Source organism: Nocardia puris (genome assembly GCF_003315035.1).
GTDB classification, from domain to species: Bacteria; Actinomycetota; Actinomycetes; order Mycobacteriales; family Mycobacteriaceae; genus Nocardia; species Nocardia puris.
In genome coordinates, this window is the sequence record NZ_QNRE01000007.1 from 247,880 (window position 1) to 263,781 (window position 15,902).

17 protein-coding genes are annotated in these 15,902 nt (G+C 70.9%); 7 read left to right on the forward strand and 10 right to left on the reverse strand.

Going from position 1 to position 15,902, the window contains the following annotated elements:
• Positions 1-8: 8 nt before the first annotated feature.
• Positions 9-1,016, forward strand: a complete 1,008-nt coding sequence (locus DFR74_RS19840) for a MerR family transcriptional regulator (protein ID WP_067506650.1) — start codon at positions 9-11, stop codon at positions 1,014-1,016.
• Positions 1,017-1,070: 54 nt separating this feature from the next.
• Here the strand turns inward: DFR74_RS19840 and DFR74_RS19845 are convergent, their stop codons facing one another.
• A complete protein-coding gene (locus DFR74_RS19845) occupies positions 1,071-1,865 on the reverse strand; it encodes an SDR family NAD(P)-dependent oxidoreductase (RefSeq protein ID WP_067506647.1) in 795 nt (264 codons plus the stop codon).
• 77 nt (positions 1,866-1,942) lie between these two features.
• Here DFR74_RS19845 and DFR74_RS19850 point away from each other — a divergent pair, with 77 nt between their 5' ends.
• Positions 1,943-2,440, forward strand: a complete 498-nt coding sequence (locus DFR74_RS19850) for a chloramphenicol phosphotransferase CPT family protein (RefSeq protein ID WP_267898912.1) — start codon at positions 1,943-1,945, stop codon at positions 2,438-2,440.
• Between the two features lie 547 nt (positions 2,441-2,987).
• Here DFR74_RS19850 and DFR74_RS19855 read toward each other — a convergent pair.
• From DFR74_RS19855 to DFR74_RS19880, 6 genes are all read right to left on the reverse strand, one after another.
• Positions 2,988-4,214 (reverse strand): RNA polymerase sigma factor, encoded by a 1,227-nt coding sequence (locus tag DFR74_RS19855; RefSeq protein WP_067506643.1) that lies wholly within the window; start codon positions 4,212-4,214, stop codon positions 2,988-2,990.
• Positions 4,211-4,546, reverse strand: a complete 336-nt coding sequence (locus tag DFR74_RS19860; protein ID WP_067506813.1) for a YciI family protein — start codon at positions 4,544-4,546, stop codon at positions 4,211-4,213. The genes DFR74_RS19855 and DFR74_RS19860 overlap by 4 nt, the downstream gene beginning before the upstream one ends.
• 72 nt (positions 4,547-4,618) lie before the next feature.
• Positions 4,619-5,251: a dihydrofolate reductase family protein gene (locus tag DFR74_RS19865; protein WP_067506640.1), complete on the reverse strand. Its 633-nt coding sequence runs from the start codon at positions 5,249-5,251 to the stop codon at positions 4,619-4,621.
• Positions 5,252-5,424: 173 nt separating this feature from the next.
• Positions 5,425-5,832: a RidA family protein gene (locus DFR74_RS19870; protein WP_067506637.1), complete on the reverse strand. Its 408-nt coding sequence runs from the start codon at positions 5,830-5,832 to the stop codon at positions 5,425-5,427.
• A gap of 2 nt (positions 5,833-5,834) precedes the next feature.
• A complete protein-coding gene (locus DFR74_RS19875; RefSeq protein WP_067506634.1) occupies positions 5,835-6,599 on the reverse strand; it encodes an IclR family transcriptional regulator in 765 nt (254 codons plus the stop codon).
• A complete protein-coding gene (locus DFR74_RS19880) occupies positions 6,596-7,636 on the reverse strand; it encodes a sugar kinase (protein ID WP_232331694.1) in 1,041 nt (346 codons plus the stop codon). Before DFR74_RS19880 ends, DFR74_RS19875 begins: the two co-directional genes overlap by 4 nt.
• Before the next feature lie 391 nt (positions 7,637-8,027).
• Between DFR74_RS19880 and DFR74_RS19885 the strand changes: the two genes are divergently transcribed.
• Genes DFR74_RS19885 through DFR74_RS19900 form a run of 4 tightly spaced genes read left to right on the forward strand, consistent with a single transcriptional unit; the run spans position 8,028 to position 13,080 of the window.
• The gene (locus tag DFR74_RS19885) at positions 8,028-9,320 is read left to right on the forward strand and encodes a type III PLP-dependent enzyme domain-containing protein (RefSeq protein ID WP_067506807.1); all 1,293 of its coding nucleotides are present in this window, start codon (positions 8,028-8,030) and stop codon (positions 9,318-9,320) included.
• 13 nt (positions 9,321-9,333) lie between these two features.
• Positions 9,334-10,977, forward strand: coding sequence for an N-acyl-D-amino-acid deacylase family protein (locus DFR74_RS19890; RefSeq protein ID WP_067506631.1), 1,644 nt, complete (start codon positions 9,334-9,336; stop codon positions 10,975-10,977).
• Positions 10,978-10,997: 20 nt separating this feature from the next.
• Positions 10,998-11,618 carry a bifunctional 4-hydroxy-2-oxoglutarate aldolase/2-dehydro-3-deoxy-phosphogluconate aldolase gene (locus DFR74_RS19895; protein ID WP_113975196.1) on the forward strand — a complete coding sequence of 207 codons (621 nt, stop codon included), beginning with the start codon at positions 10,998-11,000 and terminating at the stop codon, positions 11,616-11,618.
• Positions 11,619-11,628: 10 nt separating this feature from the next.
• Positions 11,629-13,080, forward strand: a complete 1,452-nt coding sequence (locus DFR74_RS19900) for a GntP family permease (protein ID WP_067506624.1) — start codon at positions 11,629-11,631, stop codon at positions 13,078-13,080.
• Positions 13,081-13,273: 193 nt separating this feature from the next.
• Here DFR74_RS19900 and DFR74_RS36070 read toward each other — a convergent pair whose 3' ends face one another.
• Complete coding sequence (locus DFR74_RS36070) at positions 13,274-13,411, reverse strand: hypothetical protein (protein ID WP_157115812.1); 138 nt, start codon at positions 13,409-13,411, stop codon at positions 13,274-13,276.
• Between the two features lie 74 nt (positions 13,412-13,485).
• Between DFR74_RS36070 and DFR74_RS19905 the strand changes: the two genes are divergently transcribed.
• Positions 13,486-13,842, forward strand: a complete 357-nt coding sequence (locus DFR74_RS19905; RefSeq protein ID WP_067506620.1) for an FAD-dependent monooxygenase — start codon at positions 13,486-13,488, stop codon at positions 13,840-13,842.
• Positions 13,843-13,895: 53 nt separating this feature from the next.
• On the opposite strand, the gene DFR74_RS19910 is transcribed toward DFR74_RS19905, so the two are convergent.
• Together DFR74_RS19910 and bla are read right to left on the reverse strand one after the other, a co-directional pair.
• A complete protein-coding gene (locus DFR74_RS19910; RefSeq protein ID WP_067506616.1) occupies positions 13,896-14,861 on the reverse strand; it encodes a helix-turn-helix transcriptional regulator in 966 nt (321 codons plus the stop codon).
• 52 nt (positions 14,862-14,913) lie between these two features.
• Positions 14,914-15,852 (reverse strand): class A beta-lactamase, encoded by a 939-nt coding sequence (gene bla, locus DFR74_RS19915; RefSeq protein ID WP_067506613.1) that lies wholly within the window; start codon positions 15,850-15,852, stop codon positions 14,914-14,916.
• Positions 15,853-15,902 lie beyond the last annotated feature (50 nt).

The following is a 15,902-nucleotide window of genomic DNA, read 5'->3' on the forward strand; positions in this document are numbered from 1 at the left end:
GCGTTCGGATGTTGATCGGTGAGGTGTCGCGGCAGTCGGGCGTCAGCACCAGGATGCTGCGCCACTACGACCGGCTGGGGTTGGTGCAGCCCACGCTGCGCACCTCCGGCGGGTATCGCGAGTACTCCGCCGACGACATCCGCCGCCTGTTCCGCGTCGAATGCCTGCGCAGCCTCGGACTCTCCTCGAGCGAGGTCGGCCGGGCCCTGGACGAGCCGGGCGCCACACCCGGCGCCCTGGTGGGCGAACTCATCCGGCACACGCGGGCCCGCATCGCCGCGCAGGAGGAACTGCTCAGGAAACTCGAGCGCGTGGAGGCGGCCGCGCCCGCGCAGTGGAGTGACGTGATCGGCGTGGTGACGTTGCTGCGCGCGCTCGAATCCGAATCCGGGGCCCGCCGCCAGCAAGCGGTGCTCGCGCAGCACGGCGGCGCGTCGCTGCCGGTCGAATCACTGGTCGAGGCGGCACTCGCCGAAGACGACCCGAACGTGGCCGGGGCACTGCGGTGGTCGCTGGCGCGGGCCGAGGGGGAGGGGTTGGCGGAACTGGCCGCCGGCCTGGACTCGCCGACGGTCCGGGTCCGCCGCCGCGCCGTCGCCGCCATCGCCGAACTGCGCACCCCGGAGGCTACGGCGTTGCTGCGCAAGGCTTTCGACGATGGTGCGGTGACGGTCCGCGACCGCGCGGCGTTGGCCCTGGGCGTGCGCGGCGTGGTCGACGTGGTGCCCGCTCTGCTCGAAATGGTCACCGACGGAAGGTCCGACGTCGAAGCCGCCGAAACCCTCGGTGCGCTGGCCTGTGGATCGATCCCCGCCGCCGACCTGGTCCGGACCATGTGGGACAAGCTTCGGAAGACCACCTACGCACCGGCCCGCTCGCGAATCACCCAGGCGCTGGCGGAGATTCCGGGGGCGGAGGCGCGGGAGGTGCTCGTCGCGTTGTCCGGGGATGGGGATCGGACGGTTGCCGCCACGGCGGAGGGGATCCTGCGGACGCGGGACAGCTCAGCGAGCTGAACGAAACGTCCGTAGTGGAAGGTGTTGGGCTCCAGGTGATCGCGGTCGGTGCCCTCAGCGAATACGCCCCAACCCCTCGCTCAACTGTTCGGCATAGGCGATCGCGTCCCTCCGCTGCGTCAGCCGGGCCATGAGTCCCGGTGCCAGACCAGCGGATTTGGCCGCGATGCGGACCGGCAGGTCGGCGACATCTATTTCCGCGCGGTCCTTGTCGACGGCCGTGACCACGGCGCGTCCGACGGCGTCGGACGTCGTTCCCTTCGCCCCCGGTGACACGCCCAGCCGCGCGTCGGCCAGCATTCCGGCGTCCACGACCGACTCGGGAAACACCACCGACGCGCTGACACCGGTGCCGCGCAGATCCTGGCGCAGCGACGCGCAGAACCCGCGCAGCCCGTACTTCGTCGCCGAGTACACGGGCAGCCGGGCGCTGGGGATCTTGCCCGCGATCGACGCGATATACACGAAATGGCCGCGCCCCCGGCCCACCATTGCCGGTAGCAATCGCAGCGTCATCAGCATCGGCACCCGCAGATTCACGTCGAGCGCCCGGTCCAATTCTTCCTGCGTGAAGTCCTCGAGTCTCCCTGTGGCGGGCAGCGCCGCGTTGGCGACCACGATATCGGCGCCGGCCGATCGGTCCAGGAGTTCGTCGACCTGTCGGCGATCGGCGAGATCGCAGATCACGACTTCGGCCCCGCCCAACTGCGCGGCCAGCGGCGCGAGCGCCCCCTCCCGCCGATCGGTGAGGACGAGTTCGGCTCCCCGGCCGTGCAGGGCGCGGGCGATCGCGCCACCGAGTCCACCGGAAGCGCCCGTCACCACCGCTTTCGCATCGTTGACCTCCATGGCGAGCTCCGCACTCATCGTAGAGCCGGGCCGCGCCCTTCTCGGTCACGCCGCGATAGGAATCCGCGCGGCTGTCGATTCCCGTCGTTCCCGACCTCGACCGGCCCTTCTTCCACATGAGCGCGGACATGATCGGGGCGATGCGTTCGCCAACTCGCACGCACGAACTCGATGACACCACCCTCGCCGCAGTCCTTCGGCGAACTCGCGCGGGATTCCATCGAGCGGTCGCCGCGATGGCCTCGGCAGGCAACGACGTCATCGTGGATCACGTGCTCAGCGAACCCTGGCGGCTTCGCGACTGCCTCACCGTCATGGCCGGCATCGACGTGGTTTTCGTCGGGGTTCACTGCTCCCTCGAAGAATTGCAACGTCGTGAACAACAGCGTGGCGATCGCCCGCTCGGTACCGCCGCCGGGCAAATCGGCCAGGTGCACGCACAGGCGATGTACGACCTCGAGGTCGACACCGGCACCGGCAGCATCGAAGCTTGCTCTGCCCGGATCAAGGCATACGTCGAGGGCGATCCATCTCCCCGCGCATTCGACCGGCTCCGCGCGGCCGCGAGACATTGACTCACCGCCGCGAATCTCCTCGCCCCCCGTTCAGGAACTTCGAAAATACATCTGCACCAACGGATCCTCGGACGCCGAGAGTTCCTCCAAGGTTCCGTCGGCGACGATTCGCCCTTGCTCATGATCACCAGGCGGTCGGCGTAGCCGATGGTGGTGAGGAGGGGGATGTCGTGGGTGAGGGTGAGGACGGCGGCGCCGGAGTCGGCGTATTCGCGGAGGGATTTCCATACGCCGTAGGCGGTGCCCTGGTCCAGGGAGGCGGTCGGGCTGTCGGCGACGAGGATGGTGGGGGCGGCGGCGCGGGCGGCGCGTTGGATCTGGCCCGCGGAGTTGTGCCGCGGCAGCAGGTTCCGCGCCTCGGCGGGGTAAAAGGCTGCGGCGCAAGCTTGTTCGACGGTCCATGATCCGTGTCGGCGTTCTATGTCGCGCAATTGCGCGCCGACCGTTCGGTCCCGCGTGAACGCATCGATGCCGTCTGGGGGACGTCGCCGACGGGTGCCGTCGAGCAGGACTTCGCCGGTCGTTTCAGCGGATTCGGGCAGGCGAATTACCCCGACTCGTCGCGCCGCCGTCGCAGGTAGGCGATCTCGGCGGAATTCCCCGCCAACTCGATGGCCCGGTCGTAGGCCGCGCGCGATTCCCCGCCGCGACCCACGCGGCGCAGCAGATCCGCGCGGGTCGCGTGGTAAGCGTGATACGCGCTGAGCGGTTCCGCGAGGCGGTCGAGGGCGGCCAAACCCACCTCCGGCCCGTCTAGTTCGGAGACCGCGATGGCGCGGTTGAGGGCGATGAGGGGCGACGGGTCGAGGTGGGTGAGTTGGTCGTAGAGGGCGACGATCTGCGACCAGTCGGTGTCGCGCATCGCGCGGGCGGAGGTGTGGACGGCGTTGACGGCGGCGAGGATCTGGTAGCGGCCCGGCGCGACGCCCGAAGCCAGCCGCTCGCGCACCAGCCGATGTCCCTCCGCGATCAGTTCCGGATCCCACGCCGCGCGGTCCTGTTCGTGGATCGGCACCAGTTCGCCGTTCGCCGACACCCGGGCGGTACGGCGAGCGTCGGTGAGCAGCATCAGCGCGAGCAGCCCGGCCACCTCGCCGTCGTCGGGCAGCAGGGTGCGGACGAGGCGGGTGAGCCGGATCGCCTCGGCGGTCAGGTCGTGGCGGACCGGATCGGTCCCGGGGCCGGTCGCCAGATACCCCTCGTTGAAGACCAGATACAGCACGGCCAGCACCCCCGAGACCCGCGCGGGCAGATCCTCGGCCGACGGCACCCGATACGGGATGCGCGCGGCCGCTATCTTGTCCTTCGCGCGGGTGATCCGCCGCGCCATCGCGCTCTCCCGCACCAGGAACGCGCGGGCGATCTCGGGCACGGTCAACCCACCGACCATGCGCAGCGTCAGCGCCACGCGTGCCTCCGGCGCGAGTGCGGGATGACAGCACGTGAAGATCAGCCGGAGCCGGTCGTCGTCGATGGCGCCGGGCGATGCGGGCGGGTCGTCGTCGGACACGATCCGGGCCTCCCGGTGTTTGTCGTCGCGCTTGTGCTCGCGCCGGATCCGATCGAGGGCCTTGCGGGTGGCGGTGGTGGTGAGCCAGGCGCCGGGATTGGGCGGCACGCCGTCGGACGGCCAGCGTTCGACGGCGGTCGCGAACGCCTCGGCCGCCGCCTCCTCGGCGATGTCGAGATCCCCGAAACGCTTGGTGAGCGCGGCCACCACCCGGGCCCACTCGGCGTGGTGCGCCCGGGTGATCGCCTCCCGCGCGTCGGTCACTCCGGGTCGCTCAGGAACGGCCGGACCTCCACCGGCCGCCGGCAGACCTTCGATCCTTCGGCGGCGAGGGCGAGCGCGGCGTCGAGATCGGGCGCCTCGAGGATCCAGAAACCCGCCATGTATTCCTTCGACTCCACGAACGGGCCGTCGGTGAACAGCGGCGTGCCGTCCCGGTTGTCCACGACGGTGGCCGTGGCGGGCGCGGCGAGACCGCCCGCGAAGACCCAGTTGCCCTGCGCCCGGAGCCGGTCGTTGTAGGCGCGGATGTCGGTCATCTCGTCGGGGGTAGCGGAGCCGGTCTTGTCGTCGATCACGGAAACCAGATATTGCATGTCCACTCCTGTGGTCGGGGCCTCCGGCAGAACACCGCCGGACGGCGACGGTCTCGAGTCTTCCAGCGCCCCTCAGGACACGCGGTTCGTTTCGTCGGTGAGGGTGGCGTACCGGGGGCGGCCGTGCGGCCGGTAGGTCTGGAGCGTGATACCGCGGGCGAAGGTCCCGGATTCGACCAGGTCGAGCGCCACGTCCGGCCCGTCGGCGGGGAACAGCCGCGTGCCCTGCCCGACGATCACGGGGTAGGTGAGCAGGGTGATCTCGTCCACGAGGTCGTTGGCCAGCAGCCAGCGGATCGTCGCACCGCCGCCGTGCACCTGGATCTCACCGTCCCGCTCGGCCTTCAGCGCGCGGACCGCCTCCGCGACGTCGCCGGAGAGGACGGTCGTGTGCGCCCACCGCGGATCGGTGAGGGTGGTCGACACGACGTACTTCGGGCGGCTGTTCAAGGGGCCCGCGATCGGGTTGTCGCCGGGATCCGGCAGCACGCCCCAGGAGTCGGCGAAGATCTCGTAGGTCCGGCGGCCGAACAGGAACGCGTCGGCGCGCTGGTAGATCGCGCCGAGGCGCGCCTCGGCGTCGCCGTCGAACAGCGGCAGCGCCCAGCCGCCGCGCGTGAACCCGCCCCTGGTGTCCTCGTCGGAGCGGCCGAGTCCCTGCATCACGCCGTCGAGGGAGATGTTCGTGACGGTGGTCAGTTTCATGATCGTGCGTCCTCACCGGGCCGTGGGCCCTTCGGTGGCGGCCCTGCGTGGGCGGCCTCTCACCGACTCCACGAACGGGACCGCCCCGATCGGACACCGGCGGACGAACTTTCTCGAGATTTTTTCCGAGTCGAGCCCTGCGCGCCGCAGCCGCGACCCTGTCGCGGCTGGCGTCAGTCCCCGAGGACGGCGAGGGCGTCGATCTCGACCAGCATCTCCTCGCGCGGCAACCCGGTGAACACCGTGGTGCGGCTGGGCAGCACGCCGCCGGGCGAGTGCGCCGTGACGAACTCCCCGTACGCCTCGTTCATGGTGGCGAAATCGTCGCGGGTGGTGAGGTAGACGCGCAGCATCACCACGTCGTCGAACGTCGCGCCGCCCGCCTCGACGATCGCCTTCACGTTCTCCAGCGTGCGGCGGGTCTGGGCCGCCACGTCGCCGGGGTACAGGTACTCGTTGGTGGCGGGGTCGACCGGGCCCTGACCCGACACCTGCAGAATCGGGCCCTTGCGCACGCCTTGGGAGAACGTGTGGGCGGGCGCGGGCGCGCCGGTGGTGCGGATCGCGGTCTTCTCGCTCATCGTCAACCTTTCGTTGCGGATCGGCCGGGGTGCCAGCCGAGCTCGGCGGAAACGGCCTCGGCCGCCGCGCGCACGCGCGGCAGTTCGGCCAGCACCTGCTCGTGGTCGAGCAGTAGATCGGGGACCGACATCGACAGCGCGGCCACCACGGCTCCGGTGCCGTCGCGCACCGGCACGCCCACGCAGTTCACGAAGCTCTCATGCTCCTCGTGATCCTCCGCATACCCTTGCGCCGCAACCTTTTCCAACTCCTCGAGGTAGCGCTCCGGAGTGGTGATGGTGCGGTCGGTGAACGGGTGGTAGTCGAGGCGTTCGGCGACGGCACGCCATTCGGCGCGCGGCAGCCCGCTCACCAGTACCTTGCCGACGGCCGTGCAGTGCAGCGGCGCGGGCCGCCCCACCCGCGAGTACATGCGCACGCTCTGGGTGGCGTCGATCTTGTCGATGTAGAGGGCCTCGCCGGATTCGTAGACCGCCAGGTGCACGGTCTGCCCGGTGGCGGCGTTGAGAGCGCTCAGGTGCGGGCGCGCCAGGGTGCGCACGTCCCGCTGCTCGAGCGCGTGGTTGGCCAGTTCGAACAGCCGCGAACCCAGCACGTACCGGTGGTGGCTGTCGTGGGTGACGAAGCGCTGCGCCTCCATCGTCTGCAACAGCCGCAGCACCGTCGACTTGTGCACGCCGAGATGGGCCGCCAGCTGGTCCAAGGAGTGCGAATCCTCGCCCAGCAGAACGAGAATCGTGAGGGCGCGCGACAAACTCTGACTCATGACGGTCCATTCTCGGCCATGACCACCGACGGGTATTCCGTTCGGGCCCAATCGGACTCGTCCAGTTCCGCCGCGAGGGCGAGCACCGGGGGCGGCGGCAGCTCCGCGATATCGCCCGTGCCGGTGAGCGCGGCCGCCGCGCACAGGTGCCCGAAACGCAGGCGCCGCACCAGCGGAGCGCCGTGCAGCAGCGCCGCGAGATAGCCGCCGGCGAAGGCGTCGCCCGCGCCGATGCGCTCGGTCACGGTGAGGCGCAGCGCGGGAACCTCGACGCGTTCGCCGCCGTCGAAGCCGGTGACGGAGTTGCCGTCGTTCTTCACGATCAACTGCCGGGGCTCCGGGAACAGGGCGCGCAATGCGTCGGGGTCGCCGACGCCGAACACCTCCTGCGCCTCGTCGGCCCCGAGGAACACCACATCGCCGCCGCGGACCAGCCGCGCGAGCACGTCGGCCGCCGGACGCGAACTCCACAGGGCGGGACGGTAATTCAGATCGAAGCTGATCAAGCGGTCCGCTCGCGACAACCGAGTCAGCGCCTCGGTGAGCGCGGTGGCCGACTCCGACAGGGCAGCCGTGATTCCCGTGTAGTGCACGAGCGCGGCGCTGTCCAGCAAGCCCCGTGCGCCGGGAGTCTCGAGGTCGGCGGCGGAGAGGGCGCTGGCGGCGGAACCGTTGCGGTAGTACAGCATTCGGCTCGTGCCCGCCGCCAGGTCGGTGGGGGAGCCGGACCCGGCGCCGCGTTCCTTGACGTAGAGCCCGGTGGGGCGCGACGGGTCGACGACCACGGCCGACACGTCCACGCCGCGCGCGCCGAGCTGCGCGGTGAGGTAGCGGCCGAACCCGTCGTCGCCGACCCGCGACAGCCACGCCGCGTCCACGCCCAGCCGGGCGAGCACCGCGGCGACGTTCGCCTCCGCGCCGCCCGCCGTCCGGTCGAAGACGGGCGAGTCCTCGAGGGGGCCGGGACGCGCGACGAGCACGGCCAGCCCCTCGCCGACGGTGACGGCGCGCGGACGGTTCGTCGTGGGACGCGTCACAGCGAACTCCCTTCGGCTCTTGCGGCACAGCTCACGTCTGTGCACAATAACCAGACCGAACACAATACGCAACATGCGTTGCAAAATGTGCAATGCATGACTGATGTGAAGAGAGCACTAGCCGATAGGGGTCGCGATGAGGCGGCTCCGCACCGGAAGGAATGCCGTGCCCACAGACGAGAAGCCCACGCGTGAGGCGACCGCGAGCGAAGGCGGCGGCCCGGTGCACGTCGACGGCATCGAACACCCGCACGATGTCGACGCACCACGGGGTGGGGTCACCTCGCACCGCGGCGTGGTGTCGCCGGATCGGCGCACCGGCGACAGCGCGGGGCAGGCGGGGAACGGCACCGGCGGTGCTGCGGCGCGTGTGCCGGATCGTCCGGTTCGGATCGGCCGCGCCGCCGTCGAGGACTTCGCCCACCGCACCCTGGGCCCTGAGCACAAGAGTCTGCCGCCCGCGGCGTGGGGCGCCACGGTGCGCGAATTCCTCGCGACCAACCCCTGCCTCGACGACTTCCAGACCCCACTGCTCACGCTCGACCGCGCCACCCTGGACGCCAACCTCGCGGTGATGGGGGAGTGGGCGCGCCGGGCCGGGGTGCGACTCGCCCCGCACGGCAAGACGACGATGGCTCCCCAACTGTGGGCGGAGCAGGTCGCGGCGGGCTGCTGGGGCATCACTCTCGCGACGCCGTGGCAGGTGCAGGCGGCGCGGGCGTTCGGCGTCTCGCGGATCGTGCTCGCCAACTCGCTGGTGGACCCGGTGGCGCTGCGCTGGCTCGCCGGCGAACTGGCCCGCGATCCGGAGTTCGAATTCTGCTGCTGGGTGGACGATCTCGCGAGTGTCGCGCTGATGGACGCCGCGCTCGCCGATACGCCGGGTGGTGTGCGCGTGCGCGTGCTCGTGGAACTCGGTGGCGCGCACGGGCGTACGGGGGTTCGTCGTGTCGAAGACGCTCGGGCGCTGGCCGAGGCTGTGCGGAGCTCCCGGAGGTTGATCCTGGGGGGTGTCGCCGGATACGAAGGCGCGCTGGCGCACGATCGCGGCGCGGACGGTGTCGCGGCGGTGCGCGGTTACCTGGACGAAATGGCGCGCCTGCACCGCGATCTCACCGACCTCTACGAGGACTTCGCCGTGGTGACGGCGGGCGGCAGCGCGTTCCAGGATCTCGTGGTCGAACGCCTGGCCCCGCTCGCGGACGAGACCGGAAGCGCCGGTGCGCCGACGGCGGTGGTGCTGCGCAGCGGCGCGTATGTCGTGCACGACGACGGCTTCTACGCGGGCATCTCGCCCTTGGCCGCCGGCCGCGCCGACCGTCCGCTCCGTTCGGCCATGCACGGCTGGGCGCGCGTGATCTCCCGTCCGGAACCCGAACTCGCCCTGCTCGACGCGGGCAAGCGCGACTTCCCGTTCGACGAGGGACTGCCCGTGCCGCAATACGCGGGCGGACAACGATTCTCGGACGTGAACCCGGCCGCCCAGGTGACCGCGCTCAATGATCAGCACACTTTCCTGCGCCTGCCCGGCGCGGCGGCGGGCGACCTGCAGATCGGCACCGTGGTGCGTCTCGGCCTCTCCCACCCCTGCACCGCCTTCGACAAATGGCGGCTCATCCCCGTGATCGACAGCGCCGACGCCGCCGACCCGCGCGTGGTCGACCTCGTGCACACCTTCTTCTGACGGACGTGATCCCATGACCGACTTGCTGTTTCGCGATATCGACGTCCTCGATGGCACCGGCGCGCCCCGCGTGCGCGCGGACGTCCTGGTCTCGGACGGGCGCATCGCCCAGCTGACCGGGCCCGGCGCACTGCGCACGGAGGTGCCCGCCGTGGCCGTCGCACCCGGCAGTGTGCTCGCCCCGGGTTTCATCGATATGCACGCGCACTCCGATCTGCACCTGCTCACCGAACCCGGCCACTTTCCCAAGGTCAGCCAGGGTGTCACCACCGAGGTGATCGGCCAGGACGGACTGTCCTACGCGCCGATCGACGAACCCACGCTCGCCGTGCTGCGCCGCCAGATCGCGGGGTGGAACGGCAATCCCACCGACCTCGACTTCGCCTGGCGGACCGTCGCGGAATACCTCGACCGGCTGGACCAGGGGATCACGCCCAACGCCGCGTATCTGGTCCCGCAGGGCACCCTGCGGCTGATGGTGGTGGGCAGCGAGAAGCGGGACGCGACGCGCGCCGAAATCGACAGGATGCGTGAGCTTTTGGCGCAGGGCCTGCGTGAGGGCGCGGTGGGCATGTCGAGCGGGCTCACCTACACACCCGGAATGTACGCCGACACTGCGGAATTGGCCGCGCTGTGCGAGGTGGTCGCCGACTTCGACGGGTTCTACGCCCCGCACACCAGGTCCTACGGCGCGGGCGCGCTGGAAGCGTACGCCGAGATGATCGAGCTGTCCCGCCGCACCGGCTGCGCGCTGCACCTCACCCACGCCACGATGAACTTCGGCGTGAATCGCGGGCGCGCGGGCGAATTCCTCGCGCTGGTCGACGCGGCCCGCGCCGACGGGTGCGACATCACCCTCGACACCTACCCGTACCTGCCCGGCTCCACGACGCTGTCGGCGCTGCTGCCGAGCTGGGCGATGTCGGGCGGCCCGGACGCGGCGCTGGCCCGCCTGGACGATCCGGCCGAACGCGCCCGCATCGCCCACGACGTGGATGTGGCGGGCTCGGACGGCTGCCACGGCGTGACCGTCGAATGGGAGACCATCCAGATCAGCGGCGTCGGCGATCCCGACCTGGCCGACCGCGTGGGCAGCACGGTCGCCGATCTGGCCGCGGCGGCGGGTGTCGCGCCGGTGGAGGTGTTCTTCGACCTGCTGCGCCGCGACCAGCTCGCCACCACCATCCTCCAGCACGTCGGGCACGAGGAGAACGTGCGCGCGATCATGGCGCACCCCGGGCACATGGGCGGCAGCGACGCGCTCCTCGTGGGCGCGCGTCCGCACCCGCGGGCGTGGGGTACGTTCCCGCGCTACCTCGGCCGGTACGCGCGCGACCTCGGCGTGCTCGAGCCGGCCGAGTGCGTGCACCATCTCACCGGCCGCCCCGCCCAGCGGCTCCGGCTGCGCGACCGCGGACTCGTGCGCGCGGGGTACGCCGCCGACCTGGTGGTGTTCGACCCCGAAACCGTCCTCGACACCGCCACGTTCGAGAACCCGAAACAGCAGGCGCGCGGCATCCAGCACGTGATCGTCAACGGGGAGTTCGCGATTCGCGACGGCGCTCCCACCGGGCGGCTCGCGGGACGGGCGTTGCGACGCGCAGACACCGGGACCGCACCGGTTTCCGGTGTCGGTCGCCTCGAGGTGCGGCGATGACCCCGACAGAAAGAGAACCGATGACCACCCCCTTGGACGTCCTCCGCGCCGATCGCGTCCTCACCGTCGTGCGCGCACCGGAGATCCCGGACGCCGCCACGCTGGTGAAGACCTTGGCCGACAGCGGAATCCGCACGGTCGAACTCACCTTCACCACGCCCGGCGTGCTCGAGCATCTGCGGGTCGCCGCCACCGTCGAGGGCGCGGTGGTCGGCGTCGGCACCGTCACCACCGGCGAACAGGCCCGCGCCGCCATGGATCACGGCGCGCGCTTCCTGGTGACGCCGGGTGTGCGCGCCGATGTCGCCGAAGTCGCTGCCCGCCAAGATATCCCGGTGATCATGGGGGCGTTCACCCCGACCGAGGTGATGGCCGTGCGCGATCTGGGCGCGGTGGCGGTGAAGATCTTCCCCGCCAAGGCACTCGGCCCCGGCTATCTGAAGGACCTGCACGGTCCGTTCCCCGATGCCGAACTCATCCCGTCCGGCGGTGTGCACGCGGGCAACGCCGCCGAATTCCTCGCCCACGGTGCCGTCGCGGTCACCGCGGGCACCGATGTCGTCGCCCCCGCCGACGTCGCCGCCGGGCGGTGGTCCGAGATCGCCGCCCGCGCCGCGACATTCCTTCGATCCGTGAACTGAGAGGTCCCCCATGGGCGCCACCGTCGACTGGCTGCGCACCACCACCCCCGGGCTGCTGGTGCTCTGCGGACTCGCGATCGCTGTGCTGCTGATCGCCATCATCAAGGTGAAGCTGGAGCCGTTCGTCGCGCTGCTGCTCACCGGACTCGCCCTCGCCCTGGCCGCGGGACTGCCCGTCGAGGAGATCGTCGGCACCCCGCTCAAAGCGGGAGAATCCCTGCTGGAGACCGGGTTCGGCGGCATACTCGGGCATATCGCGGTGATCATCGGCCTCGGCACGGTGCTCGGCGCGATCCTGGAACGTTCGGGTGGGGCCGACGTGCTCACCGGGAAACTGCTGGGCGCGTTCGGGGAGAAGGGCGCGCCCATCGCCATGGGCGTGCTGGGGCTGATCTTCGGCATCCCGGTGTTCTTCGATATCGGCATCTTCGTGCTCGCACCGCTGATCTACGTCGCGGCCAAGCGCGGCGGCCGGTCCCTCGTGCTCTACGCCATGCCGATGCTGGCCGGCCTGTCCATGACGCACGCGTTCCTGCCGCCGCACCCCGGGCCCGTCGCACTCGGCGGCCTGCTCGGCGTGAGCCTCGGCTGGCTGATCGTCATGGGATTCGTCTGCGGCATACCGGGTTTCATCGCTGCCGGCCTGGTGTGGGGCACCTACATCGGCAAGCGCGTGCACGTGGAGGTGCCCGACGAATTCCTGGTGCGCCCCAAGGTAGGCGCGGGCACCGGTGATGGACCGGGCACGTTGCAGGAGGGCGGCGAGACCGAGGCGGAGCCCCTCGCTCCGCCCTCGACGTGGACGATCGCGGCGATCATCGCGATCCCGCTCGTGCTGATCCTCGGCGCGACCTTCGGCAGCCAGATCCTGGACGAGGGCACGAGTGCGCTGGCCGTGCTCACCTTCCTCGGCACACCGGCCGTGGCGCTGCTCATCGCCGTGCTTGTCGCGTTCTACGTGCTCGGCGTGCGGCGCGGGGCGACCGTGCAGGAACTCGGCTCGATCACCGCCGAATCGCTGCGACCGGTCGGCATGGTGCTGCTCGTCGTCGGCGCGGGCGCCTTCTTCGGAAAGGTCATCTCCGCCACCGGAATCGGCGCGGCGCTGGCCGACACCATGTCGGCGGCCGGACTGCCGGTGATCGTGCTGGCCTACCTGATCAGCTGCGGTCTGCGCATCGCGCAGGGTTCGGCCACCGTCGCCATCGTCACCACCGGTGGCATCGTCGCCCCGCTCGTCGCGGGCAACGGCTATTCGCAGATGGCGATCGCGCTCATCGCGATGGCGATCGCGGCGGGCTCCATCATCCTCAGTCACGTCAACGACGGCGGGTTCTGGATCATCGCCAAGTACTTCAACATGACCGTGAAGCAGACCCTGCAAACCTGGACCGTGCTCGAAACCGTGCTCTCCGTGGTGAGTTTCGCGGTCGCGGCGGCGTTGTTCGCGATCGTGGTCTGAGCGTCCGCGGCCACACACCGCGGCGGCGGGATCGGCTCGCGGCGGACCGTTCCCGCTCCCGGCGGCGAAAGGGGTGGGTGCGGAGCCCTCCGGAGCAGCTCCGCAACCCCCTCCCTCGTCGCAGTATGTCCCGCGAGGTTTCACCGTGGGGCGCTCGGTCGTAGCCGAGTGCCCCACGGGCCTGTCCACGACGTCACGTCGGCGCGGGCGGGTGCCCGAGCAGCGCGCGGACCATCCTTCGCAGTGCCGGTTCCGGATCGAAATCCTCGGCGGGACTGATCAATTGGTGCAGGATCAGTCCGTCGAGGTGGTCGACGAGGATCTTCGGCAAGGTGGGATCGGGGTCCAGCTCGCGCAGGAGTTCGGCGGCAGGCGGGCCTGCTGGCCGCCGCCGATCCCGCCGCGGTGCTGCGCCACGACATCGAGGAACTGCCGCCGTTGCAGACCTTCGTGGCGGACCGGATCGCGCTGCTCGGCGACGCCGCGCACGCGATGACGCCGACCCTCGGCCAGGGCGCGTGCCAGGCGATCGAGGACGCCGTGGTGCTGGCGCGGGTGGCCGAGGCTGGTCGCGATCTCGCCGAGTACGACCGGGTGCGCAGGCCGCGCACGCGCATGATCACCAACCGTTCCGCGCGACTGGGCACGGTCCTGCAATTCCGCGCGCGCCCGCTCGCTGCCGCCCGTGACGCGTTGCTCCGCTCGAGCCCGTCCTCCGTGCAGCTGAAATCCCTCGCGACAGTTCTCGACTGGGCGCCGTGAGCCCGCGCGCCTGATCCGGCCTCGCCGTTCCTGGCGGGACGCGACCGCGAACCTCACGCGGTCCGCCCCCGCACCGCGGCCGTGCACCGCTCGCCGATGGCCCGGATCGCCGTGGTGAACTCCGGCGGACCACTCTCCACGGTGAAATCCAGATCGAGCGAGGTCACCATCCAGCTCAGCGCCTCGGGGGTGTCCGCTCCGACGTGCAGCCGGCAGGTGCGGTCGTCGACGGCTTCGACCACGCCCATCCCCGGCCACAACCGCGTCCGCGCCTCCTCGATCGGCGCGTGCACCAGCACCGCCGCCCGGAACGGCCACGCGCGCGAGGACAACTGCATGGACAGGTACGCCGCGGGGTCGCCGCCGGGCAGCTCGCGCGGGGTGAAGCGGGGGCCGGTCGGAATGCGCGGGGTGAGGCGGTCCACGCGGAACGTGCGCCAGTCGGCGCGCTCCACATCCCAGGCGATCAGGTACCAGTACCGGCTGAAATGCACCAGGCTGTGCGGCTCCACCTTGCGGATCGTGGATGAGCCGTGATGCGAGCGGTAATCGAAGCGCAAACCTTCGCGCCGCTGGCAGGCGTCGGCCACGGCCATCAGCGTGTCCGGCTCCACGGTCGCGGCGGGCGCGCTCACCCGCACGGTGGCCGCGCGCAACGTGCGCACCCGGTGGCGCAGGCGGGGCGGCAGCACCTGTTCGAGTTTGGTGAGCGCGCGCAGCGCCGGTTCTTCGATGCCCGCGACCGTGCCGTCGGAGGCGTTGCGCAAACCCACCGCGACCGCCACCGCCTCCTCGTCGTCGAGGAGCAGGGGCGGCAGCGACGCGCCCGCGCCCAGCCGGTAGCCGGCCGTGCCCTGCGTGGCGTGCACGGGATAGCCGAGTTCGCGCAGGCGATCCACATCGCGCCGCACCGTGCGGGTGGTGACCGCGAGCCGATCGGCCAGCTCGCTCCCGGTCCAGTCCCGATGGGTCTGGAGCAGTGCGAGCAGTTTGAGCAGCCGCGCCGAGGTTTCCAGCATGGTGTCGAGAATGCCACGCACTTAGGAATGAGACTGTCCTAATCGCGCCGTGTCACCCCAGGGCGTGGACGGCGGCGCGGGTCGCCTCGGCGAGGAGTGCGCTGTCGGCCTCCGCATCCTGTTCGGATTTCGTGGACAGGACCGCGATGACGATCGGCGCGCGGCCGGGCGGCCACGCGACCGCTACATCGAGTGCCGAACCGTAGGCGGGCGTGCCCGTCTTGTCGCCGACCTTCCAGTCGTCGGGCACCCCCGCGCGGATGCGGGTGTCGCCGGTGGTGTTCGCGACCAGCCACGCGGTCAGCTGGGCGCGTTCGGGTTCGGCGAGCGCGTCGTCCACCACGAGGGCGCGGTAACCGGCGACGAGGGCGGCCGGTGTGGTGGTGTCGCGCTCGTCGCCGGGGATGGCGGTGTTCAGCTCGGTCTCCCAGCGGTCCAGGCGCGAGGTGTCGTCGCCGAGGGCGCGCAACGACGCGGTGAAGCCCTCGGGGCCGCCGAGCAGTTTCAGCAACTGGTTGCCCGCCGTGTTGTCGGAGACGGTGATGGCGGCGTGACACAGCTCCGCGACCGTCATCCCCGTGTCGACTCGTGTCTCGGTCACCGGTGAGTATTCGACGAGTTCGTCGGCGGAGAAACGGACCACCTGGTCGAAGTAGCCCGTCGCGAGCGGATGCCGAACCAACAATGTGCCGCAGGCGAGTCCCTTGAAGGTGGAGGCCATGGGGAATCGCTCGTCGGCGCGGTGGGCGACCGAGCGTCCCGAGCCGGTGTCCACGGCGAAAACGCCCAGCCGGGCGTCGTGTCGCGCTTCCAGGTCGGCGAACTCGGGTGCCGCGACCGCCGAGGTGGTCGCGGCGGTGGTGCCCGAGGTCGCGGTGACGCCGGAGTCGGAACCGCAGGCCGCGGTCCATGCCAGTGCCGACACCAGCAGAGCGGCGGCGAATGCCCGCCTTCGGTCGGCGGGAACGTGGTGGCGCACAGAGATCTTCATGACCGGAACAACATCACCGCCGCGGCGTCTCCGGCCAATAGCGGGCACCG